The organism is Marinibaculum pumilum, assembly GCF_042646425.1.
Classification (GTDB): Bacteria; Pseudomonadota; Alphaproteobacteria; order Ferrovibrionales; family Ferrovibrionaceae; genus Marinibaculum; species Marinibaculum pumilum.
Window position 1 is genome coordinate 126,290 of the sequence record NZ_JBHRTR010000025.1, and the last position, 23,768, is coordinate 150,057.

A 23,768-nucleotide genomic window follows, 5' to 3' on the forward strand; every position below is an offset into this window, starting at 1 on the left:
CGGCGATTATGTATAGTGTCCCCGCAACTGCCGCAACGGGCTGTCCTAGGGCGGGTCAGCCGAGGGCGAAGACGAGTGTCCCAGTAACTGTCATCCCAGGCCTTGAGCCTGGGATCCATTCCGCCAGCCTTCCGGACGCCCGCACGTTTGCGGAATGGGTTCCCGGGTCAAGCCCGGGAACGACGCGATGCTGCCCGAACCAGGACTGCCTCAGTCCCCGCCCCCCAGGCCGCCGGCGCCCCCCGCCCCGCGGGCTTGGGCGCCGCCGGTGCGGGCGTGCCGGCCGGCCGGGGCGTTGACCACCGCCGTCAGGGGCGGCGCCTGCAGCGCCCGCTCGCACTGCCGGTCCGGCACATCGCCATAGAGGGTGCTGCGCTGGCGCGGCATGCGGCCAAGTCCGCGGGCGATCTCGATCATCCGCTGCGGCGGCAGCTCCTGGCCGTGGTCGGCGCCGGCCGCCCGGCTGATCGATTCGTCCATCAGGGTGCCGCCCAGGTCGTTGGCGCCGCTGCGCATGGCCGCGGCCAGCCCCGCCTCGCCCAGCTTCACCCATGACGCCTGGATGTTGGGCAGGACCGGGTTGAGCGCCAGCCGGGCCACGGCATGCATGGCGATCGCCTCCCGCAGGCTGGGGCCCTGCCGGGCGCCGTCGCCGGACAGGTAGATCGGCGCCTCCATATGCACGAAGGGCAGTGGCACCAGCTCCGTCAGGCCGCCGGTGCGCTCCTGCAGGCGGCGCAGCCGCAACAGGTGCCGCGCCCAGTGCACGTAGCGCTCGATATGGCCGAACATGATCGTGGCGGTGGTGCGCAGGCCCACCAGGTGCGCCGTCTCCACCACCTCCAGCCAGGCATCGGTGCGGATCTTGTCCGGGCAGAGCCGCGCGCGGACCTCGTCGTCGAGGATCTCCGCCGCCGTGCCGGGCAGGGAGCCGAGCCCCGCCTCCTTCAGGGCGGACAGGAATTCCGCCACCGACAGCCCCAGGGTACGCGCGCCCTGCGTGACCTCCAGCGGCGAGAAGGCATGCACATGCATCTCCGGCACCGCCGCCTTCACCGCACGCACGATCTCCAGGTAGGTCTCCCCCGTATAGTCGGGATGGATGCCCCCCTGCATGCAGACCTCGGTGCCGCCGCGCTGCCAGGCCTCCACCGTGCGGCGCTGGATCTCCTCCAGGGTCAGGTCGTAGGGCCGGCCGCGCAAATTCTCCGCCAGCCTGCCCTTGGAAAAGGCGCAGAAGCGGCAGCGATAGCCGCAGACATTGGTGTAGTTGATGTTGCGGGTGACGACATAGCCGACCGTGCCGCCGACCCGCTCCGCCCGCAGGGCGTCCGCCGCGTCGCGGACCGCCGCGGCCGCCGGGCCGCGGGCACGGAACAGGGTGACGATCTCCGCCTCTTCCAGCGCCCGGCCGGCCATCGCCCTGTCGATGGCGGCCGACAGGGCGGTGTCGCGCGGCAGGGCCGGCATGCCCGTCTCCAGCGGCACGATCTCCCGCCCATGGCCGACCCGCCAGCCGGTCTCATGCGCGAAGCCCTCGGTATCGGCGCGCGCGATCGCGGCGCTGCGGACCGCCGGATCGAGCCAGGCCTCCGCCCGCTGCAGATAGGCCGGATAGACCGTCAGCCGCGGCACCAACGTCTTACCCGAAGCCGCGGTCTCCGCCGCCAGGCGGGACAAGGCCGGCCAGGGCGCCTCCGGGTTCACATGGTCCGGGGTGACGGGGGAGACGCCGCCCCAGTCGTTGATGCCGGCGCCGATCAGCGCCGCCAGCCCCTCCGCCCGCAGGTTGGGCGGCGCCTGGATCGACATTGCCGGCCCGAAGACGAAGCGGGCCAGCGCGATGGTCCAGAGCTGTTCCTCGAGATCCGGCTCGGCCGCGCCGGCCATCCTTGTGCCCGGCTTGGCGCGGAAGTTCTGGACGATCACCTCCTGGATATGGCCGTGCGCGTCATGCAGGTCCCGCAGCGCCAGCAGGGAGGCCAGGCGCTCGGCCCGGCTCTCGCCGATGCCGATCAGGATGCCGCTGGTGAACGGCACGCGCGCCCGCCCGGCGGCCGCGATGGTGGCCAGGCGGGCGGCCGGCTGCTTGTCAGGCGAGCCCCAATGCGGCCCGCCGCGGGCGGACAGCCGGTCGGACCCCGTCTCCAGCATCAGGCCCTGCGAGGCGGAGACGCCGCGCAGCCGTGCGATATCGGCCTCCGTCATCACCCCGGCATTGATATGCGGCAGCAGCCCGGTCTCCTGCAGGACCGCCGCCGCCATCTCGTGCAGATAATCGAGGGTACTGGCATGGCCGAGCGCGTCGAGCGCCTCCCGGGCCGCGCGATAGCGCACCTCCGGCTTGTCGCCCAGGGTGAACAGCACCTCGTCGCAGCCGGCACGGGCGCCGGCGCGGGCGATCTCCAGCACAGCCTCGCGGTCCAGGTAGACCGCCTCGCCCGCCTTCGGCGGATGCGCGAAGGTGCAATAGGCGCAGACGTCGCGGCAGAGCTGGGTCAGCGGCACGAAGACCTTGCGCGACACCGAGATGTTGGCGCCATGGCCGGCGTCGCGGATCGCCGCCGCCCCCACCAGCAGCGCCGGCAGCGGCGCGCGGCCGGCCAGGGCCTCCAGCTCGTCCGGCTGCAGCCGGCCGCCGGAGGTCAGGCGGCTGATCCAGGCTTCGATCGGCAGGTCGCTCATCGGGACTGACTCATCACTTCGGCTATGGGAGGCGGTGGCGGCACGGCATCCTGCATCCGCCATGCGTTAAGCCCCAGGAATGACAGGTCGAGGGCCGCGAGATCGCGGGGCAGGTCGACATCCCGCGCAAGGCTTGCAAGCGGGTGGCGGCATGTACCCGGCTGCGCCAGATGGTGCCGGCAGCTGCCGGCGCCGAAGGCGAAGCGGGGCGGCCGGTCCGCCGGAAAGACCAGGCCGTTGGTGCCGCTGCCGGCGGCGTCGGGCACCACGAGGGTCGCATGGCTGCGTCGCACCTCCGCCAGGGCGGCAGAGATGTCGGCAGCATCCAGTTCCGGCAGGTCCGCCGGGACGACCGCGACGAAACCGGCACCGGCAGCACGAAGGGCATGGGCGCCGTCCGACAATGCGGGATTGAGACCCTCACGCCGCTCCGGCAGCTGCCGGGCGCCGAACCGCGCAGCGATCGCCGCCACCGCCGGGTCGGCAGTGACGACGGCGATGCCGTCCAGGCCGGAAGCCCGCCGCAGCACCGACAGGACCTGCGCCAGCATCGCCCGCTGCAGCGCCTGTCTGCCCGCCGGCGACAGGCGCGGCGCCAGGCGGCTCTTCGCACGGTCCAGGCGCTTCACCGGCACCAGGGCCCAGGCGGCCCCGGCACGCGGCGCCGGGCAAAGCGGGATGTCTGGAAAGGCACCGGCCATCGGGCGCTTAGTCCTCCGAGGTCCCGCCGATCCCGGTGATGCGGAGACCCGCCCCCTCCGCCACCTTGTAGCGCTTGTTGACGGCGATCAGCACGGAGGTCATCGCCTCCGCCGCCGCGGCATTGTCCAGCACGCCGCCATGCAGGCCGCGCAGGCCCATCCGGTCGGCCAGCTCGATCACCGCCGCGCGCGCCTCCGGCTCATCGCCGAAGACCAGCACGTCGCAGCCGACCGGTCCTTCGCCGCGCAGCTTCTGGGCGGAAACATTGTGGAAGGCAGTGACAAGCCGCGCCTCGGGCCCCAGCGCCTTCGCCGCGCAGGCCGCGGCGGAGCCTTCCGGCGGCAGCTGCACCCTGGCGACCTTGGGCGGCACCAGCGGCACAGTCGTATCCACCACGATCTTGCCCGCGACATGCGGCGCGATCGCCGCCAGGGTCTCCGCCTGGCTCGCGAACGGCACGGCGACGAGCACCATGTCGCCGGCCTTGGCGGCTGCCACATTCTCCACACCTTGCACCGCAGCGCCCGGCACCGCCGCGGCCACGGATGCAGCAGCCTCCGCCGCCTTTTCCGCCGTGCGCGAGCCGATGATCACCGGGATGCCCGCACGCGCCGCCCGCAGGGCCAGGCCGCCGCCCAGGGCGCCGCTGCCGCCCACGATCGCCAGAACCGTCTGCGCACCGGCCGGCCCGTCAGTCGTCACGGCCGGTCCGCCTTTCCCACCACAGCACTCACGATACGCATCTTCCCTTTCATTGCCCCACCTGCCGCCCGCCGCGCGGGAAAGGCCCGGCCATGCGTCCTGCCGGCCGGGCCTTTCTGCAGCGGATCGCAGTCCGCTACTTTGCGCTCACCATATCCAGGATCGACACCTTCTTGTCCTTCACGCCCAGGATGATCACCACTTCGCCGGCCTGGTTGTGGTCGTCGAAGGAGACAACCGGTCCCATCACCGTCCGGAACTGGATCTTCTCAAGGGCGTCGCGGATCTTCGCCGGGTCGTCGCTGCCGGCCTCCTTGATGGCCTGGGCGACCATGCGCATCGTGTCATAGCCGGCCCAGGTCTGCAGCACCGGCAGCACGCCGTGCTCGGCCTTGATCTTCTCCCCGAACGCCTTGTTCTGCGGGTCGTCGATCTCGTTGGAATAGGTCCAGGCGCTCACCGAGCCGTCCATGCCGCCGGCCTCGATGATCTCCATGTTCTTGCCGCCGAGCTCGGCGCGGCCGGTATAGGGAATCTGCAGGCCCAGCTGCATCGCGCTGCGCAGCAGGCTGAGCTGGTCGGCCGCCAGCAGGAAGGTGGCGATAGCATCCGGCTTGGCGCGGGAAACGCGGGTCAGCACCGGCGTATAGTCCGGCGTGTTCTGGGCGACGAAATCGGTGGACAGGATCTCGATCCCCGCCTGTTCGGCGAGCGGGGTGAAGGCGGCGACTCCACCGCGGCCGAAATCGGTATCCTCGGCGATGATCGCGACCTTCGAGAACAGCTTCTTCTCGCCCATGTAGTTCACGAGCGTGCTCATCATCGCGGAATCCGACGGGTTCAGCCGGAAGGTCCACTTGTTGCCGCCGGTGCCGCTCAGCTCCGTGATCTTCGGGCTGGAGGAAACGCCGGTGAGGATCGGAATGCCGGCCTGCTCGATGATCGGCATCGAGGCCAGGGTGGAGGAGGAGCAGTGCGCACCGAGGATCGCGACCACCTTTTCCGCCACCAGCTTGTTGGCGGCGTTGGCCGCCTCCGACGGGTTGCAGCGATTGTCCTCGGCCACGATCTCGATCGGCCGGCCGAGCACGCCGCCGGCCTCGTTGATCTCCTTGACCGCCAGGTCGATGCCCCATCGCTCCCACTCCGCCGGCGCGGCCGCCGGCCCGGAATAGGGGGCGCTGACGCCCACCTTGATCGGATCGGCCGCCTGGGCAGCCGCAAGCGGAACGCCCAACGCGCAAGCAATAGTCAGGATAGGCGCTAGTATTTTCATCTGTTCCTCCTATCGGAACACTGGGTGAGTCCGGTTCGCACGAGTTATACTGACAAAATAATCGGCGATACACCATTTTTATGTTGGCATGTGCTTCGCCGTGAGCCAAAAATATGTGGTCAGACCTCGCCATCACGACGTCGCGACTTGCGTATGGATTGCGGGCAGTCGCCCTGTGCCTGTCCGACATTCCGCCCAATCGGCCCGAAGAACAGGCGCGGCCGAACGGCCGAACAGCGCGCGTCCCGTGATTGCGGTCTGTCGGGTCACCATTCCGGATCGACGCATCACCACATGGACTGGATCTATTTCCTTCAGCTGACGGCGAACGGCCTGACCCTCGGCCTGATCTATGCCCTGATCGCCGCGGGCCTGGCGCTGATGTTCGGCGTGCTGGAGATCGTCAACTTCGCCCATGGGGAGTTCCTCATGGTGGGCGCCTATGCGATGGCCTTCGCCCTGCCCGGCTTCGGCCTCAGCTATATCCCCGGCGTCATCGTCGCCACGATCGCCGCCGTCGCGGTGGGCCTCGTCGCCTACGAGGTCTTCCTGTCGCGGCTTGAGCGCGGCGAGTTCGAGCGCAGCATCCTGATCACGATGGGCCTGTCGATCGTGATCCTGTACGGCATGCAATATGCCTTCACCGCGACGCCGATGATGGTGCAGACCCAGTTCGGCTTCGCCGGCATCCAGATCGGCGATATCCGCCTGGCCTGGACCCGGGTCGCCGCGGCGATCCTGGCGGTGGCGGCCTTCCTGGTGCTGTTCCTGGTGTTGAACCGCACGCAGCTCGGCCGCGCGATGCGGGCCGTCGCCCAGAACCGGGAGGCGGCGCTGATGGTCGGCCTGAAGCCGGTGCGGGTCGCCCGCAACGCGGTGGTGCTGGCCACCGCGCTCTGCGGCATCGCCGGCGCCGCCATCGCCCCGGTCCAGCTGGTGCATCCGCATATGGGCCAGTTCCTGGTGATCAAGGCGCTGGCGATCATCATCATCGGCGGCATGGGCAGCATCGGCGGCGCGATCGCCGCAGCGATCGGCCTGGGCATCCTGGAGAGCTGGATCGGCGGCTTCTTCCCGGCGATCTGGCAGGAAGCCGCCGGCTTCATCGTCATGATCGCGGTGCTGGTCCTGCGCCCCAACGGGCTTTTCAGCCGCGGCGGGGTGCGGGTGGGATGATGCGGCCGGCGGTTCCAGTGCCAATGGCGGCGGCGGGCGCGGTCGTGCTGCTGGCCGTCCTGCCGCTCCTCGGCGTGTCGAATTATGTCGCCGGCGTCGGCGTCACGGTGTTCGTCTTCATCGTCGCCGCCCTGTCGCTGAACGTGGTCTATGGCCTGCTGGGGCTCTTGTCGCTCGCCCATACCGCGTTCTGGGGGATCGGCGGCTATTTCACCGCGGTCACCGTGGTGGACCTGGGCTGGAGCTTCTGGCTGGCGCTGCCGGCGGGCGGCCTGTTCGCCGGCCTGGTGGCGCTGGTCATCGGCTATCCGGCGCTGCGCCTGAACCGTCATTCCTTCGTCGTGGTGACCCTGGTCTTCTCGCTGCTGACCTTCCTGGTGGCGCGCGACTGGATGTCGGTGACCCGCGGCCCGATGGGCATGCCGGGCCTGCCGCCGCCAGTCTTCTTCGGGGTGCCGATCGACGGTCCGACCGGCTTCTACTATCTCGCCCTGGCCTTCCTGGTCGCGACCCTGGCGCTTTTCTACGCCTTCTTCACCTCGCGCATCGCCGCCACCATGCGGGCGATCAGCCAGAACGAGCCGCTGGTCCGCTCGCAGGGGATCAACCCCACCCCCTACAAGCTGCTGGGCTTCTTCATATCCGCGGTGTTCACCGGGATGGCCGGGGCGATCCTGGTGTTCCATGTGCGGATCATCGACCCGCTGATCTTCGACTTCTTCTACATGCAGGCCTTCCTGATCATGGTGATCGTCGGCGGCCGCGGCAGCTTCTGGGGGGTGCTGGCCGCCGGCGCGGCGATGTCGCTGCTGCCGGAACTGCTGCGCGTCTCCGGCGACCTGCGGATGGTGGTCTACGGCCTGATCCTGCTGGCCGTGGTCTCCGTCGCCCCCGCCGGCTTCGCCGGCTGGCTGCGGGAACGCCGCAACCGCCGCCTGCGCCTGGAGCTGCGGCAATGACCGCGCCCCCCCTTCTGGCGGTCGAGGGCCTGACCAAGAACTTCGCCGGGCTGCGCGCCGTCGACGGCGTCTCCTTTGCGATCGCCGACGGCACCATCACCGGCATCATCGGGCCGAACGGCTCCGGCAAGAGCACGACGATCGACTGCATCTCCGGCTTCCAGCGGCCCGATGCCGGCCGGGTGCTGCTGGACGGCGCCGACATCACCGGCCGCCCGGCGGACGCGATCGCCCGCGCCGGGCTGATCCGCACCTTCCAGGCGGTGCGCCTCTACGACCAGATGTCGGTGCGCGAGAACCTGTTGCAGGCCGCGCGCCCGTTCCAGCAGGTCGGCTGGGTCGCCGACTTCCTGCGCACGGCGGCGATGCGGCGCGCGGTGGACGCGGCGGAGGCCCGCGCGGAGGAGCTGATCGCGATGATCGGACTGGAGCGCTACCGCGACGCGCCGGCGGTGATCCTGTCCTACGGCCAGAAGAAGCTGGTGGCACTGGCCGCCGCGCTGATGCCGCGGCCGCGCCTGGTGGTGCTGGACGAACCCGTCGCCGGGGTGAACCCGACCCGGATCCGCGAGATCGAGGAGGTGATCCTGCGGCTGCACGCAGCGGGCGAGACCTTCGTGATCGTCGAACATAATGTCGAGTTCATCATGCGGCTCTGCTCGCGCATCCTGGTCTTCGTGCAGGGCGCGAAGACGATGGAGGGGGATCCCGCCGCGGTGCAGTCCGACGAGCGCGTGCTGGAGGCCTATCTTGGCATCCGCGCCTGACACGTCCCCGGTTCTCGAGGCAAACGGCCTGACTGCCGGCTATCGCGGCAATGCCATCGTCCACGACGTCTCCTTCGTCCTGGCCGGCGGCTCGATCACCACCCTGATCGGCGGCAACGGCGCCGGCAAGTCGACCCTGATGCGCGCGGTCTACGGCTCCTGCCAGCATCTGGGCGGCAGCCTGACCTTCAAGGGGGAGCGGATCGAGGCGCTGGATCCCTGGCTGCGCTTCCAGCGCGGCATCGGCTTCGTGCCGCAGGGGCGCTGCAATTTCCCGCTGATGACCGTGGCGGAAAACCTGAAGCTCGGCTGCTACACCCTCGCCAGGGCCGTCCATGCGGCGCGCATCGAGAAGGTGATGACCGCCTTCCCGGTGCTGCGCAGCAAGCTGGGCGAGCGCGCCGGCAACCTGTCGGGCGGCGAGCAGCAGGTGCTGGAGACGGCGATGGTGCTGCTGTCCGAACCCTCCCTCCTGCTGCTCGACGAACCCTCGCTCGGCCTGTCGCCGAAGATGCAGGACGAGGTGTTCGCGGTGGTGAAGGGCATCGCCGCGACCGGGGTCACGGTGCTGGTGGTGGAGCAGAACGTGCACGGCGCGCTGCTGGTCTCCGACACCGCGATCGTCCTGGAGATGGGGCGCAAGTTCATGGAGGGGCCGGCCGCCGAAGTCGCGGCCGACCCGCGCATCCGCCACGCCTATCTGGGCGGCAATCTGAGCGAAGAAACCGAAGTGCTTCCTGGGGAAACGGAATGAGCGGAACGGCACGCCTGGCGGTCGATATCGGCGGGACCTTCACCGACCTTGCCCTGCAGGACGGCGACAGGAGCGTGGCGGCCAAGGTGCTGACCACCCCGGATGCGCCGGAGCGCGGCGTGCTGGAGGGGATCGACCTGATCCTGGGCCGCGCCGGGCTGGATCCGCGCGACCTCGCCATCATCATCCACGGCACCACCCTGGCCACCAACGCGATCATCGAGCGCAAGGGCACCCGTACCGCGATGCTGGTGACGGAGGGCTTCCGCGATTCCATCGCCATGGCCTACGAGAACCGCTTCGAGCAGTACGACCTGATGATGGAGCGCCCGGCGCCGCTGGTGCCGCGGGAACTGCGCCTGCCGGTGCCGGAGCGGATGGACGCCCGCGGCAATGTGGTGGTTCCGCTCGACGAGGCGGCCCTGGCCGGCATCGCCGGCACCCTGAAGGCGGAACAGGTCGGCGGGGTGGCGATCTGCTTCCTGCATTCCTATGCCAATGCCGCGCACGAGGAGCGGGCACGCGAGGTCCTGCAGGCCGCGCTGCCCGGGATGGCGATCACCCTGTCGAGCGAGGTCTGCCCGGAGATCCGCGAATACGAGCGCTGGTCCACCGCATCGGCCAATGCCTATATCCAGCCGGTGATGGCGAGCTACCTGAAGCGGCTGGTGGACGAGATCCGCGCCCGCGACATCGCCTGCCCGTTCTACATGATCACCTCCGCTGGCGGCCTGACGGAGGTGGAGACGGCGCGCCGCTTCCCGATCCGGCTGGTGGAATCCGGCCCCGCCGGCGGCGCGATCCTGGCCGCCCATGTCGCGCGGCAATGCGGCTATGGGCGGATCATGTCCTTCGACATGGGCGGCACGACGGCGAAGATCTGCCTGATCGACGGCGGCGAGCCGCATTATTCCCGCAATTTCGAGGTGGCCCGCGAATACCGCTTCCTGAAGGGCAGCGGCCTGCCGATCCGCATCCCGGTGATCGACATGGTGGAGATCGGCGCCGGCGGCGGCTCCGTCGCCTCCATCGACGAACTGTCGCGGATCCAGATCGGGCCGCAGAGCATGGGCTCGCAGCCCGGGCCGGCCTGCTACGGCCGCGGCGGCACCGCCGCCACCGTCACCGATGCCGATGTCGTGCTGGGCCGCATCGACCCGGAGCATTTCGCCGGCGGCAGCTTCACCCTGCATGGCGACCGCGCCGCCGACGCCGTCGCGGCGGCGATCGGCGCCCCGCTGGACCTGCCGCAGGTGGAGGCCGCGCTCGGCATCTCCGAGGTGGTGGAGGAGAACATGGCCAATGCCGCGCGAGTCCATGCGATCGAGCTGGGCAGCGCGCTGGGCGAGCGCACCATGGTGGCGTTCGGCGGCGCGGCGCCGCTGCATGCGGTGCGGCTGGCGGAGAAGCTGTCGATCGACCGCATCGTGGTGCCGCGCGGCGCCGGGGTCGGCTCCGCCGTCGGCTTCCTGATCGCGCCGGTCGCCTACGAGATCGCGCGCAGCCGCTTCATGCCGATCGACGCAGGGTTCGATGCGGCGGCGATGAACGCGCTGCGGGCGGAGATGTACCAGGCGGCCGAGGCGGTGGTCCGCGCCGGCGCGCCGGATGCGCCCCTGGTCGCCACCTGGACCGCCGACATGCGCTATGCCGGGCAGGGCCACGAGATCGTCGTGCCGCTGCCGGCGGAACCCTTCGCCGCCGGCGACGAGGCGCGGCTCGCCGCCCTGTTCGTCGCCCGCTACGAGGAGCAGTTCGGCCGCTCGATCCCCAACCTCGCGGTCGAGGCGATCGGCTGGTCGCTGCGGCTGGCGACGGAGGTGCCGCCGCCGGAGCCCTGCCCGCCCACGGTACCGGCGCCGGCGCCGGCGCCGGTCCGGACGGCGAAGCTCGTCGACCCGGCCAGTGCCGAGCGCGGCGAGGTGCCCGTCTACTTACGCGAGAGCCTGTCCCTTGGCGCCTCGGTCGCCGGTCCCTGCCTCATCGTCGAGGACGAGACCACGACCGTCGTCGGCCCGCGCTTCACCGCCACCATCAACGGCCTCGGCCATATCGTCCTCGAACGGGGAGCAAAGGCATGAGCAATGTGAGCACTGTGCCAGCAAACAATCCGCTGGCGATGATCCACCAGCAGATCATGTGGGATCGCCTGATCTCGGTGGTGGAGGAGCAGGCGCAGACCCTGATGCGCACCGGCTTCTCCACCTCCACCCGGGAGGCGGGCGACCTCTCCGCCGGGGTCTTCAACACGCGCGGCGAGATGCTCGCCCAGGCGGTCACCGGCACGCCGGGCCATGTGAACTCCATGGCCCGCGCGGTGGTGCATTTCCTGGACCGCTTCCCGCTGGAGACAATGCGCGAGGGCGATGCCTTCATCACCAACGATCCCTGGAAGGGGACCGGCCATCTGCACGACTTCACGGTGGTCACCCCGACCTTCCGCGACGGCCGGCCGGTGGCTTTGTTCGCCTGCACCAGCCATGTGGTCGATATCGGCGGCCGCGGCATCGGCCCGGACGGGCGGCAGGTCTACGAGGAAGGCATCCTGATCCCGCTGATGCGCTTCGCCGATGCCGGCACCGTCAACGAGACGATGATCGAGATCATCCGCGGCAATGTGCGCGAGCCGATCCAGGTGATCGGCGACCTCTATTCGCTGGCCGCCTGCAACGATATCGGCGGGCGGCGGCTGGTCGCGATGATGCAGGAATTCCAGATCGACGACCTGGACGGGCTCGGCGCCCATATCCTGGAGCGCACCGACCTGGCGGTGAAGGAGGCGATCGCCGCCATCGAGCCCGGCAGCTTCACCACCCACATGCGGGTGGACGGCTATGACCGGCCGATCGACATCCATGCCCGCCTGACGGTGGCCGACGACCATATCGAGGTCGACTTCACCGGCACCTCCGGCCCCTCCGCCTTCGGCATCAACGTGCCGTTCTGCTATACCGAGGCCTATACCAGCTTCGGCGTGAAGTGCATCGTCGCGCCGACGGTGCCGAACAACGCCGCGCTTCTGTCGGCAATCAAGGTGACCGCGCCGCCCGGCACCATCCTCAGCGCCGAGCATCCGCTGCCGGTGGCGACCCGCCACATCACCGGGCAGCTGCTGCCCGACGTCACCTTCGGCTGCCTGTCGCAGGCGCGCTACCGGGACGGGCGGCCGCTGCCGGTGCCGGCGGAGGGCACCTCCTGCCTGTGGAACCTGTTCGCCATGGGCGGGCCCGGCCGGGTCGACGCGCCGCCGGAGGAGGTCGCCGGCGCGAAAAGCTTCAACGTCATGTCGTTCCATTCCGGCGGCACCGGCGCGCGGCCCGGCAAGGACGGGCTGTCGGCGACCGCCTTCCCTTCCGGCGTGCGCAACGTGCCGATCGAGATCACCGAGGCCGGCTCCCCCATCATCGTGCTGCGCAAGGAATACCGCACCGATTCCGGCGGCGCCGGCCTGCATCGGGGGGGACTGGGCCAGGTGATGGAGGTGGATACCCTGGACACCGCGCCGTTCGCGATCAGCGCAAACTACGACCGGGTCGACTTTCCGCCGCGCGGCCGCGACGGCGGCCGCGACGGGGCGCGCGGCATCCTGCGGCTGGCCTCCGGCACCCGCCTGCGCGGCAAGGGCCAGCAGACCGTGCCGAAGGGCGAGCGCCTGGTGATCGAGATGCCGGGCGGCGGCGGCATCGGCGATCCGTTCCTGCGCGATCCCGCCCTGGTGGCGGAGGACGTCCGCACCGGCATGGTCTCCGCCGCCGCGGCACGCAGCGACTACGGCGTCGTGCTGCGCGACGACCTCACTCCCGATCCGGAGGCGACGGCGGCGCTGCGCGCCGAGACCCGCCGGGCCCCCGCATCCACTTCAGCATAGAGGAACCTGCCCGATGATCGTCAGCGCCGGCCTGCCCACGGGGATGGAAGGTCTCACCTATCCGATCCCCTTCTCCTCCCCCGAAACCCTGGTGCGGATCGCCCAGCATGCCGAGAAGCTGGGCTACCACTCGGTCTGGGGCAACGACCACATGACCACGCAGCACTATGTGCGTGAGGAGTTCCCGGTGCCGCCGCGGTTCTGGGAGCCGCTGGTTACCTATGCCTATCTGGCCGCCCATACCAAGACCCTGCGCTTCGGCACCGGCATCCTGGTGCTGCCGATGCGCCGCGACATCGTGGTGACGGCAAAGCAGATCGCCACCCTGGACCATTTCAGCGGCGGCCGGGTGGAGATCGGCGTCGGCGTCGGCGCCTATCGCGAGGAGTTCGATGCGCTCTGGCCGGATTCGGGCGCGCATCGCGGCGACATGGTCGAGGAAGGGGTGCGGGCGCTGAACCTGCTGTTCTCGGAGCGGGTGGCCAGCTTCGACGGCAAGTACTACCAGTTCCGCGACGTGGAGCTGTATCCGAAGACCGCGCAGGAAAAGCTGCCGATCTATTTCGGCGGCAACAACCAGAACCATCTGCGCCGGGTGGCCAAGCATGCCGACGGCTGGATCCCGGCCGGCATGCAGGCCGAGCGCCTGGCCGCCATGGTGGGCCAGCTGCGCGAGTTCATGGCGGAGGAGGGCCGCGACCCGATGAAGGTCGAGATCGCACCGCAGTTCGTCGTCCATGTCGGCAAGACGCAGGAGGAGGCAGTCGCCCGCTTCCAGCAGAGCCAGATGCACGCGCACCTGGTCTCGCTCGGCAAGTCGACCCTGAAGGACCAGGGCAAGGTCAGCCACGAGGAGATCAACCTGATCGGCAGCCCCGACGTGGTGGTGGAGAAGGCGAAGAAGCTGCAGGCGGCCGGGGTGACCCATCTGCTGGGGCTTTATTTCGCCGTCAACACGGTGGAGGAGCTGCTGGACCAGATGCAGCTGTTCGCCGAGGAAGTCATCCCCCACCTGGGGTCCTGAGCATGGCGGCGGCAGCGGGAACGGGAGCGGCATCGGCAATGGCGGGCGCCAGCCTGGCCATCGGCCAGCGCTCGCTGGGCGATCGCAGCAAGCTGTTCCCGCTGCTGCCGGTGCTGACCGAAGGCTGCCCGGCGACCTCCGACGCGGAGATGCAGTATCCGCTGGAGATCGACTATGCCTATGACAGGGTCGATCCGGCCCTGTTCGACCAGCCGCCCCTGCCCGGCCTGGCGCGCTGGGCGCCGCTGCTGCCGCCGCTCGCCCCCGGCCTCGACCTGGGCGAGGGCGGCACCGCGCTGGTGCCGGCCGACGATCTGGGCCGGGCGCTGGGCTTCACCGGCCGGCTGCTCCTGAAGGACGAGAGCCGCAACCCGACCTGGAGCCACAAGGACCGGCTGAACCTCTGCACCGTGTCGACGGCGATCCTGTCCGGCGCACCGGGGATCGCCGTCGCCTCCTCCGGAAATCACGGCGCGGCGGCGGCCGCCTTCGCCGCCCGCGCCGGCCTGCCCTGCGTGGTGGTGACGTCGGAGGGGCCGCAGCCGTCGTTCCGCCGCCTGCTGGCGGCGCTGGGCGCCCATGTGGTGCTGACCGACGCCGACAACCGCTGGCCGGTGCTGCGGCGGATCGTGGCGGCGACGGGCTTCATGCCGGCCAGCAACCTGACCCGCTTCCATACCGGCAATCCCTACGGGCCGGAGGGCTACAAGACCATCGCCTACGAGCTGTTCCTGCAGCTGGGCCGCAGGGTGCCGGATTCGGTGCTGGTGCCGACCGGCTATGCGGAGCTGCTTTACGGCCTCGCCAAGGGCTTCCGCGAGCTGCGCCTGCTGGGCCTGGCGGACCGGGTGCCGCAGCTGTTGTCGGCGGAACCGGCCGCGCGCGGGCCGCTGGCCCGGGCGGCGGGCTCCAATGCCGCGGCGATGGAGGTGGCGCCGGAACCGTCGGCCGCCGCCGGCATCGCCTGCACCGTCGGCGGCTATCGCGGCATCGTGGCGCTGCAGGAAAGCCATGGCCGGGCGCTGACCTGCAGCGAGGCCGGCATGGCAGAGATGCAGGCGCGGCTTGCGCGGCACGGCTACTACCAGGAGATTTCCGGTGCGGCGGGCCTCGCCGCCGGGGCGGAGGTGATCGCCCGCGGGGAGAAGCTGGACGGGATCGTGGTCGCGATCCTGACCTCCACGGGCCTGAAGGACGGGCCGATGGACGTGTCCGACGTGCCCGTATGTGCCGCGGAAGAGGTCGAGGCACTGATCGCCCGGCTGCAGGCAGAGGGGGAAACGGGGGCGCCATGATCGACATCAGCCTGGAGGGCAAGGAGCCCTGGCCGGAGGTCCGCGCGATACTCCCGGTGATGGAGCGCAACGGCATCGACACGGTCTGGCTCGCCTGCCACCTGTTCCAGCGCGAGCCGATCGCGCGGGCCGCCGCCCTGCTCTCCGCCAGCGACAGCCTGAAGATCGCGCTGATGGCGATGAGCCCCTACACCGTGCACCCGGTCTATGCCGCCATGGCCGCCGCCACCCTGGAGGAGATGTTCCCCGGCCGGGTGACCCTCTGCCTGGGTGTCGGCGCGCCGCGCGACCTGGAGGCCGCAGGCGTCGAGGCACCGAAGCCGCTCGCCACCCTGCGCGAGGCGATCGCGGTCACCCGCGGCCTGTTCGCGGGCGAGACGGTGCATCATGACGGCACCGCCTTTTCGGTGCGGGGCCGGCGGCTGGAAACCGGCGCCTGCGCGGTGCCGGTGGCGCTGGCCGCGTCCGGCCCGAAGATGCTGGAACTGGCGGGCGAGGCGGCGGATGCGGTGCTGATCAGCGCCGCGGCGTCGGTGCCTTTCCTGCAGAGCTGCCTGGAAACAGTCGCCGAAGGCGAGGCGAAGGCCGGCCGGCGGATCCGCCGCATCGGCCTGCTCTATGCCGCGGTGGCGGAGCAGGAGGCCGCCGCCCATGCCGGCCTGAAGCGGATGCTGGGCTTCATCCTGCGCGGCGCGCACCATGCCAGGAACATCGAACTGGGCGGCTCCAGCCTCGACCAGGCCGCCCTGGCCAAGGCCTATGCGGCAGAGGACTGGCCTGCGGTGGAACGGCTGGTCAGCGACGAGATCGTCGCCCGCCATGCCGCAAGCGGCACGCCGGAGCAGGTTCGCGCCCGCATGGCGGAATACCAGGAGGTCGGGCTGGACCGGCTGGTCCTCTCCGGCGTCTCGCAATCCCCGGACCTGGAACCCCTGCTGCGCCATCTCGGCCGCCCCGCCTGACGGCTCTCGCCCGCCCATACCCAGGGATGTTGCACCGCGGTACGTCACTGTGCTGCAATACACAGGTCGGGCGCAGAACCCGGCGGCGCCCGGCCCTGTCCGGACGGCCTTTCGAGGATCCGGCGATCGACAGCGTGCATCGGAACATGGTGGGCATTCGACGGCAGGATTGAAGGGGGCGCCTATGGCTGGCACGGCGAAGGAAGGTTCATCCAGGGATGCCGCGTCCCGCGAACGGGACTTCGGCCTGGACCCCAACCAGTCGCTTTCCAAGGCGCTCGGCATCATCCAGGCGCTCGGCGCCACCGGCGGCGATATGGGGGTGCGGGAACTGGGCCGCGAGCTGGGCATGGCGCCCAGCATCGTCCACCGCCTGCTGACCACCCTGCGCAACCACGGCTTCGTCGAGCAGGACCTGCGCACCATGCGCTACCGCATCGGCTTCGGCCTGTTCGAGGCGGGCCAGGGCTATCTGGCGCAGCGCACCCTGGCGGATTCCGCCTTCGAGGAACTGCAGCAGGTCAGCCGCGACTACGAGATGGCGGCCTATCTGGGCGTCATCCACGACGACCAATTCGTCTACATCCTGTCGATCCCCGGGCGGAACATCGCCACCTACACCCCGCCGGGGAAGCGCGCCCACCTGCATTCCACCGCGCTCGGCAAGGCAGCCCTCTCCTGCTATTCCGACGAGGAACTGGCGCCGCTGCTCGACAACCTGCCGATGCCGCGCCTGACCCGCGCCACGAATACCGAGCGCGCGCGCCTGGCGGAGGAGGTCCGCATCGCCCGCAGCGAAGGCTGGGCCACCTGCCTGGAGGAGAATATCGACGACATCTTCGCCATCGGCGTGCCCGTGCGCGACCGCCGCGGCGAGGTGATCGCCGCCATCTCCCTCGCCTGCCACGGCGCGGCCGAGTTCACCGGCGTCCGCCACCGTGCGCTGGACGATCTGGGCCGGGTCTCGGCGCGGATCTCCGCCCGGCTGGGCGCGGTGTCCGCGCCGGCGCTGCAGGGGGCGGTGTAGGAGGGCAGGCGCACCGCCGGTCGATCAGGCCGATCCCCTGCCGGGGCCGGCCGGCAAGGGCAAGGCCATCTTCCGCGCCACATTGAGGTCGGTCGGGCGGTTCACGTTGAGGAACGGGTCGGCCACCTCCTCCTTCGGACCCTGCGGCCAGTCCAGCGGCAGCGCGCCCAGCTGTTCCAGCCAGGCCTTCACCGCGCGGCGGCCGGTATCGGCGAGCCAGGCTGGCAGGCCGTCCAGGGTGCCGGCGGGATAGGCCGCGATGGTGGGATGATCGTCGCCGGCATAGCGGAGGAAGACAGGCCGGTCGGTGGCGGCGTCGAGCAGCGCGGCAGCGAGGCCGACAGGAAGGAACGGCGCGTCGCCCGGCACGCTGACGATCGCGCGGTCCGGACGGGCTGCGGCGGCGGCGGCAAGGCCCGCCAGCGGGCCTTGGCCGGCAAGGTCCGGCGAGTCGGGCAGCACCGGGCAGCCATAGGCCGCAAAGCGGGGGCGGAAGCCGTTGGCGCTGATCAGCACTTCGTCGACATCCGGACGCAGGATGTCGAGGATGCGCGCCAGGATGGTGCGGTCGCCGACCTCCAGCAGGCATTTGTCCTGGCCGCCCATGCGCTCCCCCCGGCCGCCGGCCAGAATGACCGCAACGGGACCCCCGGGCGCCCCGCCGCCTTGACCGCCATCACCGGAGGCAGCCATAACGCGCCCTCCCCCTGCCGACCGGAATGTCTTTGCCATGCCCCCTCTCGATGCGACCGCCCTCTGCCCGCTGATCGCCGATGCCGCACGCGCCGCGGGAGAGGCGATTATGGCGGTCTATGCCTCCGACTTCGATGCCCGGCAGAAGTCGGATTCCAGCCCGGTGACCGATGCCGACGAGGCGGCGGAGGCGATCATCCTGGCGGCGCTGCGCACCTGCGCTCCCGAAACCCCGATCGTGGCAGAGGAGGCCGTCGCCCGTGACGGTGCGCCGCCGCCGGCCGGCCGCTTCTGGCTGGTCGACCCGCTGGACGGCACCCGCGAGTTCATCAACCGCAACGGCGAGTTCACGGTGAACATCGCGCTTGTGGAGAACGGCCGGCCGGTCCTCGGCGTGGTCTACCTGCCGGCACAGGACCTGCTCTATGCCGGCGTGGCCGGCCAGGGCGCGAGCCGCGAGAAGGACGGCGAGCGCGAGACCATCGCCGTACGCCGCGCCGACCGGGACGCACTGGACGTGGTCGCCAGCCGCAGCCACCGGGACGAAGCGACGGATGCCTTCCTGTCGGGCCTGCAGGTGCGCAACCTGGTGCCCGCCGGCTCCTCCCTGAAGTTCTGCCGGGTGGCGGAAGGCGGCGCCGATCTCTATCCCCGCTTCGGCCCGACGATGGAATGGGACACCGCGGCCGGCCATGCCGTGCTGGCCGCCGCCGGCGGCACCGTCACCAATCCCGACGGCAGCCCGTTCCTGTACGGCAAGGCCGACTATCGCAACGGCGGCTTCCTGGCCTATGGCGCCGGGCTGGAAGGGCTGAAGGCCGGCTGACCCGCCCGCCGGACACAAGCGCGCGAACCTGCCTCACGGCCGCGTGAGCCGGCCGCCCCCGCGATGGCGCGGGCGATCGCGCAGCCGCACACTGTTCCCTGTCGGTTACCGGCCGTCCGGTGCGCAGACCAGGGAGGTGTCCTTGCCGCGTTTCCAGTTCCGCCATGCCGTGCTGCCCGCGCTGGCCGCCATCGCCGCGCTCCTGTCGCTGACCGCCCCTGCCGCACCGGCCGCGGCCCAGAACAGCGAACGCTATGTCGCGCAGCGCTTCGGCCAGGCCTGGCCGGAGACCGACTTCTCCCGCAGCGCCATCGACCTGCGGGAGATCATGTTCGGCGGCCCGCCGAAGGACGGCATTCCCGCGATCGACGACCCGGCATTCGTCCCCGTCGCCGGGGCGGGCTTCCTGGCCGACCGGGAACCGGTCATCGCGCTGGAGATCGACGGGGCGGCCAAGGCCTATCCCCTGCAGGTGCTGATGTGGCACGAGATCGCCAATGACAGCCTGGCCGGCGTGCCGGTCACGGTCACCTACTGCCCGCTCTGCAACGCGGCGATCGCCTTCGACCGCAGGCTTCCCGGACCCGGCGGCACGCGGGTGCTGGATTTCGGCGTCAGCGGCCTGCTGCGGCATTCCGACATGGTGATGTACGACCGCCAGACGGAAAGCTGGTGGCAGCAGTTCCTGGGCGAGGCGATCGTCGGCGAACTGACAGGTGCCCGACTCGACATGCTGCCGGTGCGGATCGAGTCCTTCGCCCGCTTCCGGGAGCGCTTTCCGGACGGGCTGGTGATGCGGCCGCCCGAGGGCAGCGGCCGGGCCTATGGCCGCAACCCCTATGCCGGCTATGACAGCCGGGCGGAGCCCTATTTCCCCTACGGCTATTACGAGGACCCGGTGCCGCCCCTGGCCCGGGTGGTGGCGGTCGGGAACCAGGCCTGGCCGCTGGCCCGGCTGCAGGCGGAAGGCCGCATCGAAGCCGGCGAACTGGTGCTGAGCTGGGAGCCGGGCCAGGCATCGGCCCTGGATGCCGGGCTGGTGGCCGAGGGCCAGGATGTCGGCAATGTGGTCGTGCAGCGCCGGCAGGCCGATGGCAGCCTGGCCGACGCGGTGCACGACGTCACCTTCGCCTTCGCCTTCCGGTCGTTCCGGCCGGACGGCATCCTGCACGCGGAGTGACGACCGGCTGCGACCTGCGGCCGACCCGTTCAGCTGGCGTTGACGTCGATCACGACCCGGCCGCGGACCTGGCCCTTCAGGATCTTGCCGGCCAGCTCCGGCACAGCCGTCAGCGGCGCTGTCTCCGACCCGATCGCGGCGAGCTTTTCCGTCGACAGGTCCTTGCCCAGCCGCTCCCAGGCGCGGCGGCGCAACGCTTGCGGCGCCATCACGGAATCGATGCCCAGCAGCTTCACGCCGCGCAGGATGAAGGGCATCACCGTGGTCGGCAGGTCCGCCCCGCCGGCCAGGCCGCAGGCCGCCACCGCGCCGCCATAGGCGGTCTGCGCCAGCACCTTGGCCAGGGTCCTGGAGCCGACGGAATCGACCGCTCCGGCCCAGCGCTCGCCTTCCAGTGGCTTGGCATCCTCCGCCAGTTCCTCGCGCGCGACGAAGCTGGTGGCACCCAGGCCGCCCAGATAGTCGTGCGTCTCCGGCCGGCCGGTCGCGGCGGCGACCTTGTAGCCGAGCTTGGACAGGACGGCGATCGCGACCGAACCGACCCCGCCCGCGGCGCCGGTGACCAGAACCTCGCGATCGCCGGCCGCCTCAGGCGTCAGGCCGGCATCCTCCAGCGCCATCACCGCCAGCATGGCGGTATAGCCCGCCGTGCCAATCGCCATCGCCTGGCGCATGTCGAAGGCCGCGGGCAGCGGCACCAGCCATTCCGGCTTCAGGCGCTGGCGCTGGGCATAGCCGCCCCAATGCCTTTCCGACAGGCCGTAGCCGTTGACGATCACCTTGTCGCCGGGCTTCCAGTCGGCACTTCGCGATTCCGCCACCGTGCCGGCCAGGTCGATGCCGCCGACCATCGGCACCGAGCGCGCGATGCGCTTGCCCGACACGGCCAGCCCGTCCTTGTAGTTCAGCGTCGAATAGGCGATGTCGACGAGCACGTCATGGTCCGGCAGGTCGGCGAGGGTCAGGTCCTTCAGCGCCGCCTTCTGCTTGCCTTCGACATCCTCGATCACGATGGCACGGAAGCTGTCGCCCATCTTCTCTCTCCCCTTCTGAATCCCGGTCCGGTCGAATCCCGGTGCAGTGGGGCCGGACCCTATTCCAACATCGCGGTGACGTCGCCCTCCGCTGGCCGGCCGACCACGTGGTGCTGATGCCACAGGGCATAGAACAGCAGGGTCCAGCAGGCAAAGGCGGCATGCTTGCCGGTAGCGCCGTAGAGCCGCCGCACGGCGTCCGGATGGCAGGCCTCCGCCACCCCGGGCTGTGCCGCCACCAGGGGGCCGAGCCGGTCGCCGCGGGCGGCGATCCAGCTGCCGACCGGCACGGTGAAGCCGCGCTTGCGGGTGAAGGCGCCGGCCACCGGTACCGCCTTGTCCAGCCAGGCCCGCAACAGGTACTTGCCCAGCCGGCCGCGGATCTTCAGCCCGTCGGGCAAGCGATAGGCGAAGGCCGCCAGGGCCGGATCCAGGTAGGGGGTGCGCCCCTCCAGCCCGTGCGCCATCAGGCAGCGGTCGAGCTTCGTCAGAAGGTCGTTGGGCAGCCAGTCGGCGCAATCCACCGCCTGCACCGATTGCAGCCGGTTGCGGTCCTTGCCGCCCGACAGGCTTTCGGCCGCGACGATGCCGTCGCGCCAGCCGGTCGGTTCCTGCCGCAGTACGCCCAGGCCGTCGAAGATGCCGCGCGGCCGCATCGCCCGTCCGCCGCGCCACCAGGGCCGGATTGCGCTGCGATAGCGGCCATAGCCGGCAAAGATCTCGTCGCCGCCCTCGCCGCTCAGCACCACCTTGACGTCCTGCGCGGCACGTTCCGCCAGCTTCCAGGTCGGCAGCACGGCATAGTCGGCCGCCGGGTCGTCCACCGCCGCGGCGATGCGCGGCAACAGGTCCCAGAAGTCCTGCTCGCCGAATTCGACCTCGACATGTTCCGCGCCCAGCGCGCCGGCGACGGCGCGGGCATGGGCGCGCTCGTCATTGACCTCGCCACGGTCGAAGCCGGCGGTATAGGCCAGGACCGGCCGGTCGTTGACCCGCGCCATCGCCGCCAGCAATGCCGCACTGTCGACCCCGCCGGAGAGGAACATGCCGTAGGGCACGTCCGATCTCTGGTGCAGGGTGACGCTCTCCAGCAGGACCTTATCCAGCTCCGCCAGGGCCGCCGCCTCGCCGATCTGGACCGGCGGCAGGGCCGGCAGCGGATCGATCCGGCGGCGCTCGACGATGCGCGCCCGGCTCACCACCAGGGTCTCCCCCGGCAGCAGGCGCTGGATCCCCTCGAAGATCGTGTCGCGGCCGGTGGTGAACTGCAGCTGCAGCAGCTCGTCCCGCGACCGCGGCACGATGCGGCGGGGCGCCAGGCCGGCATCCAGCAGGGCGCCCGGCTCCGATGCGAAGGCCAGGCCCGCCGGCCCGGCCACATAGTACAGCGGCTTGATGCCGAACGGGTCGCGCGACAGGAGCAGCCGGTCTTCCGCCGCGTCGTGCAGGGCGATCGCATACATGCCGCGCAGATGCTCCGCGAAGTCCGGCCCCTCGCGGCGGTAGAGATGCAGCGGCACCTCGCAGTCGGAGGCGGTGGCGAAATGCGCCTCCGCCATCTCCTGCTTCAGTTCGAGATAGTTGTAGATCTCGCCATTGGCGACCAGGGCGATGCCGCCGGGCGCGTATAGTGGCTGGTCGCCGGTCGCCAGGTCGATGATCGCCAGCCGGGTCTGTGCCAGGGCGATCGAGCCGTTGACATACAGGCCGTCGCCGTCGGGCCCGCGATGCTTCAATGCCTTTCGCATCGCGTAGACCGCGTCCAGGTTCACCTCCGTCCCCGGCGCGGCGATGATGCCGGCGATCCCGCACATCAGCGCAGCACCGCGCGGAACAGGTCGAGCCAGCGGCCGGTCACGGCGGCCTCGGTATAGCCCTCGGTGAAGCTGGCCTGGCCGCCGGCCACCAGGTCGCGGCACAGCTGCGGCTCCGCCAGCAGCCGGCGCACCGCCGCCGCCAGCGCATCGGCATCGTCGATCGGCACCAGCAAGCCATTCTCCCCGTCGGTGACATGCGCGGCCGGGCCGCTTGCCGCGGCGGCCACCAGCGGCCGCTCCGCCGCCCAGGCATCCAGGATCACGTTGCCGAACGGCTCCACCCGCGACGGCACCACCACCATGTCGGCCGCCGCCAGCAGCGCCTCCTTGTCGTCGCGCCATCCCAGGAAGCGAACCCGGTCCGCCACCTCGAGTTCCGTCGCCAGCGCGGCCAGTTCGTCCGCGAGCGCCCCCTCCCCGGCCAGCCAGAGCCAGGCATCGGGAAGCTGGGGCATCGCGTGCAGCAGCACGTCGAAGGCCTTGTTCTCGTGCAGCCGGCCCATCGCCAGCAGAAGCGGCGCCTCCGCCGGGGTGCCGTGCCGGGCGCGGTCCTCCGGTGCGGCAGGCCGCAGACTGACGAAGTTCGGCAGATACTGCACCCGGCGGCGGGACCAGCCGCCATCGATGCAGAAATCGACCAGGTCGACCGTGTTGCAGACCAGGAGATCGCAGCCGGCAAAGTACTTCAGGTCGTAGTAGCCGCCCAGCCGGCCGATATGGAAGGCGCTGGTGGGCGGCATCTTCGCGCTGGCCCGGCTCATCCAGGTGACCACGATGTCGGGCTGGAACCGCGCGAGCTGGACGCTCAGCGCCATCCGCGTGAACGGTTCCAGCGGCCCGCCGAACGGCAGCTGCACGGGCGAAAGCCCTTCGGCCCGCATCCGGGCGAGCCGTTCCGGGTTGCGCCGGATCACCACCCGCTGCTGCAGTCCGAGCCGTTCGAACGCCGCGGCCAGCGCCTCGAAATACATCTCGGCGCCGCCGCGCTCGGCACCGGCCATGGCCTGCAGGATGCGCATAG

The 23,768-nt window shown here is 70.7% G+C and carries 20 protein-coding genes; 12 read left to right on the forward strand and 8 right to left on the reverse strand.

What is annotated here, in order from left to right; all coding sequences use genetic code 11:
* Window positions 1-210: 210 nt before the first annotated feature.
* The 4 genes from cofH to ACFOGJ_RS11175 all read right to left on the reverse strand — a co-directional run bounded on the left by cofH (window position 211) and on the right by ACFOGJ_RS11175 (window position 5,281).
* Window positions 211-2,685 (reverse strand): 5-amino-6-(D-ribitylamino)uracil--L-tyrosine 4-hydroxyphenyl transferase CofH, encoded by a 2,475-nt coding sequence (gene cofH, locus ACFOGJ_RS11160; protein ID WP_379900270.1) that lies wholly within the window; start codon window positions 2,683-2,685, stop codon window positions 211-213.
* On the reverse strand, window positions 2,682-3,386 hold the full coding sequence (gene cofC, locus ACFOGJ_RS11165; RefSeq protein WP_379900272.1) for a 2-phospho-L-lactate guanylyltransferase: 705 nt from the start codon (window positions 3,384-3,386) through the stop codon (window positions 2,682-2,684). The genes cofH and cofC overlap by 4 nt, the downstream gene beginning before the upstream one ends.
* Before the next feature lie 7 nt (window positions 3,387-3,393).
* Window positions 3,394-4,089, reverse strand: a complete 696-nt coding sequence (gene npdG / locus ACFOGJ_RS11170) for an NADPH-dependent F420 reductase (protein WP_379900274.1) — start codon at window positions 4,087-4,089, stop codon at window positions 3,394-3,396.
* Window positions 4,090-4,225: 136 nt separating this feature from the next.
* Window positions 4,226-5,281: an ABC transporter substrate-binding protein gene (locus tag ACFOGJ_RS11175; protein ID WP_379900276.1), complete on the reverse strand. Its 1,056-nt coding sequence runs from the start codon at window positions 5,279-5,281 to the stop codon at window positions 4,226-4,228.
* Between the two features lie 378 nt (window positions 5,282-5,659).
* On the opposite strand from ACFOGJ_RS11175, the gene ACFOGJ_RS11180 reads away from it, so the two are divergent.
* The 10 genes from ACFOGJ_RS11180 (at window position 5,660) to ACFOGJ_RS11225 (ending at window position 17,197) form a co-directional block, all read left to right on the forward strand.
* Entirely contained in the window at window positions 5,660-6,541 is an 882-nt protein-coding gene (locus ACFOGJ_RS11180) for a branched-chain amino acid ABC transporter permease (protein ID WP_379900278.1), read from the forward strand.
* A 23-nt stretch (window positions 6,542-6,564) separates the two neighbouring features.
* On the forward strand, window positions 6,565-7,500 hold the full coding sequence (locus ACFOGJ_RS11185) for a branched-chain amino acid ABC transporter permease (protein ID WP_379900280.1): 936 nt from the start codon (window positions 6,565-6,567) through the stop codon (window positions 7,498-7,500).
* Window positions 7,497-8,267, forward strand: a complete 771-nt coding sequence (locus tag ACFOGJ_RS11190; protein ID WP_379900282.1) for an ABC transporter ATP-binding protein — start codon at window positions 7,497-7,499, stop codon at window positions 8,265-8,267. Before ACFOGJ_RS11185 ends, ACFOGJ_RS11190 begins: the two co-directional genes overlap by 4 nt.
* Window positions 8,251-9,021 carry an ABC transporter ATP-binding protein gene (locus ACFOGJ_RS11195; protein WP_379900284.1) on the forward strand — a complete coding sequence of 257 codons (771 nt, stop codon included), beginning with the start codon at window positions 8,251-8,253 and terminating at the stop codon, window positions 9,019-9,021. Before ACFOGJ_RS11190 ends, ACFOGJ_RS11195 begins: the two co-directional genes overlap by 17 nt.
* Window positions 9,018-11,102, forward strand: a complete 2,085-nt coding sequence (locus ACFOGJ_RS11200; protein ID WP_379900286.1) for a hydantoinase/oxoprolinase family protein — start codon at window positions 9,018-9,020, stop codon at window positions 11,100-11,102. The genes ACFOGJ_RS11195 and ACFOGJ_RS11200 overlap by 4 nt, the downstream gene beginning before the upstream one ends.
* Complete coding sequence (locus tag ACFOGJ_RS11205) at window positions 11,099-12,889, forward strand: hydantoinase B/oxoprolinase family protein (protein ID WP_379900288.1); 1,791 nt, start codon at window positions 11,099-11,101, stop codon at window positions 12,887-12,889. Before ACFOGJ_RS11200 ends, ACFOGJ_RS11205 begins: the two co-directional genes overlap by 4 nt.
* Before the next feature lie 13 nt (window positions 12,890-12,902).
* Window positions 12,903-13,913 (forward strand): LLM class flavin-dependent oxidoreductase, encoded by a 1,011-nt coding sequence (locus ACFOGJ_RS11210; protein WP_379900290.1) that lies wholly within the window; start codon window positions 12,903-12,905, stop codon window positions 13,911-13,913.
* Between the two features lie 38 nt (window positions 13,914-13,951).
* Window positions 13,952-15,208, forward strand: a complete 1,257-nt coding sequence (locus ACFOGJ_RS11215; RefSeq protein ID WP_379900292.1) for a threonine synthase — start codon at window positions 13,952-13,954, stop codon at window positions 15,206-15,208.
* Entirely contained in the window at window positions 15,205-16,170 is a 966-nt protein-coding gene (locus ACFOGJ_RS11220) for an LLM class flavin-dependent oxidoreductase (RefSeq protein WP_379900294.1), read from the forward strand. Before ACFOGJ_RS11215 ends, ACFOGJ_RS11220 begins: the two co-directional genes overlap by 4 nt.
* Window positions 16,171-16,354: 184 nt before the next feature.
* Window positions 16,355-17,197, forward strand: a complete 843-nt coding sequence (locus tag ACFOGJ_RS11225) for an IclR family transcriptional regulator (protein WP_379900296.1) — start codon at window positions 16,355-16,357, stop codon at window positions 17,195-17,197.
* A gap of 24 nt (window positions 17,198-17,221) precedes the next feature.
* Here ACFOGJ_RS11225 and ACFOGJ_RS11230 read toward each other — a convergent pair whose 3' ends face one another.
* A complete protein-coding gene (locus ACFOGJ_RS11230; RefSeq protein WP_379900298.1) occupies window positions 17,222-17,929 on the reverse strand; it encodes an NTP transferase domain-containing protein in 708 nt (235 codons plus the stop codon).
* On the opposite strand from ACFOGJ_RS11230, the gene cysQ reads away from it, so the two are divergent.
* Window positions 17,928-18,716, forward strand: a complete 789-nt coding sequence (gene cysQ, locus ACFOGJ_RS11235) for a 3'(2'),5'-bisphosphate nucleotidase CysQ (protein ID WP_379900300.1) — start codon at window positions 17,928-17,930, stop codon at window positions 18,714-18,716. The genes ACFOGJ_RS11230 and cysQ overlap by 2 nt on opposite strands.
* Window positions 18,717-18,858: 142 nt before the next feature.
* On the forward strand, window positions 18,859-19,896 hold the full coding sequence (locus tag ACFOGJ_RS11240) for a DUF3179 domain-containing protein (protein ID WP_379900302.1): 1,038 nt from the start codon (window positions 18,859-18,861) through the stop codon (window positions 19,894-19,896).
* A gap of 29 nt (window positions 19,897-19,925) precedes the next feature.
* Here the strand turns inward: ACFOGJ_RS11240 and acuI are convergent, their stop codons facing one another.
* Genes acuI through ACFOGJ_RS11255 form a run of 3 tightly spaced genes read right to left on the reverse strand, consistent with a single transcriptional unit; the run spans window position 19,926 to window position 23,766 of the window.
* Complete coding sequence (gene acuI / locus ACFOGJ_RS11245; RefSeq protein WP_379900304.1) at window positions 19,926-20,930, reverse strand: acrylyl-CoA reductase (NADPH); 1,005 nt, start codon at window positions 20,928-20,930, stop codon at window positions 19,926-19,928.
* 59 nt (window positions 20,931-20,989) lie between these two features.
* On the reverse strand, window positions 20,990-22,744 hold the full coding sequence (gene asnB, locus ACFOGJ_RS11250; RefSeq protein WP_379900306.1) for an asparagine synthase (glutamine-hydrolyzing): 1,755 nt from the start codon (window positions 22,742-22,744) through the stop codon (window positions 20,990-20,992).
* The gene (locus ACFOGJ_RS11255) at window positions 22,744-23,766 is read right to left on the reverse strand and encodes a glycosyltransferase (protein WP_379900308.1); all 1,023 of its coding nucleotides are present in this window, start codon (window positions 23,764-23,766) and stop codon (window positions 22,744-22,746) included. The genes asnB and ACFOGJ_RS11255 overlap by 1 nt, the downstream gene beginning before the upstream one ends.
* Window positions 23,767-23,768 lie beyond the last annotated feature (2 nt).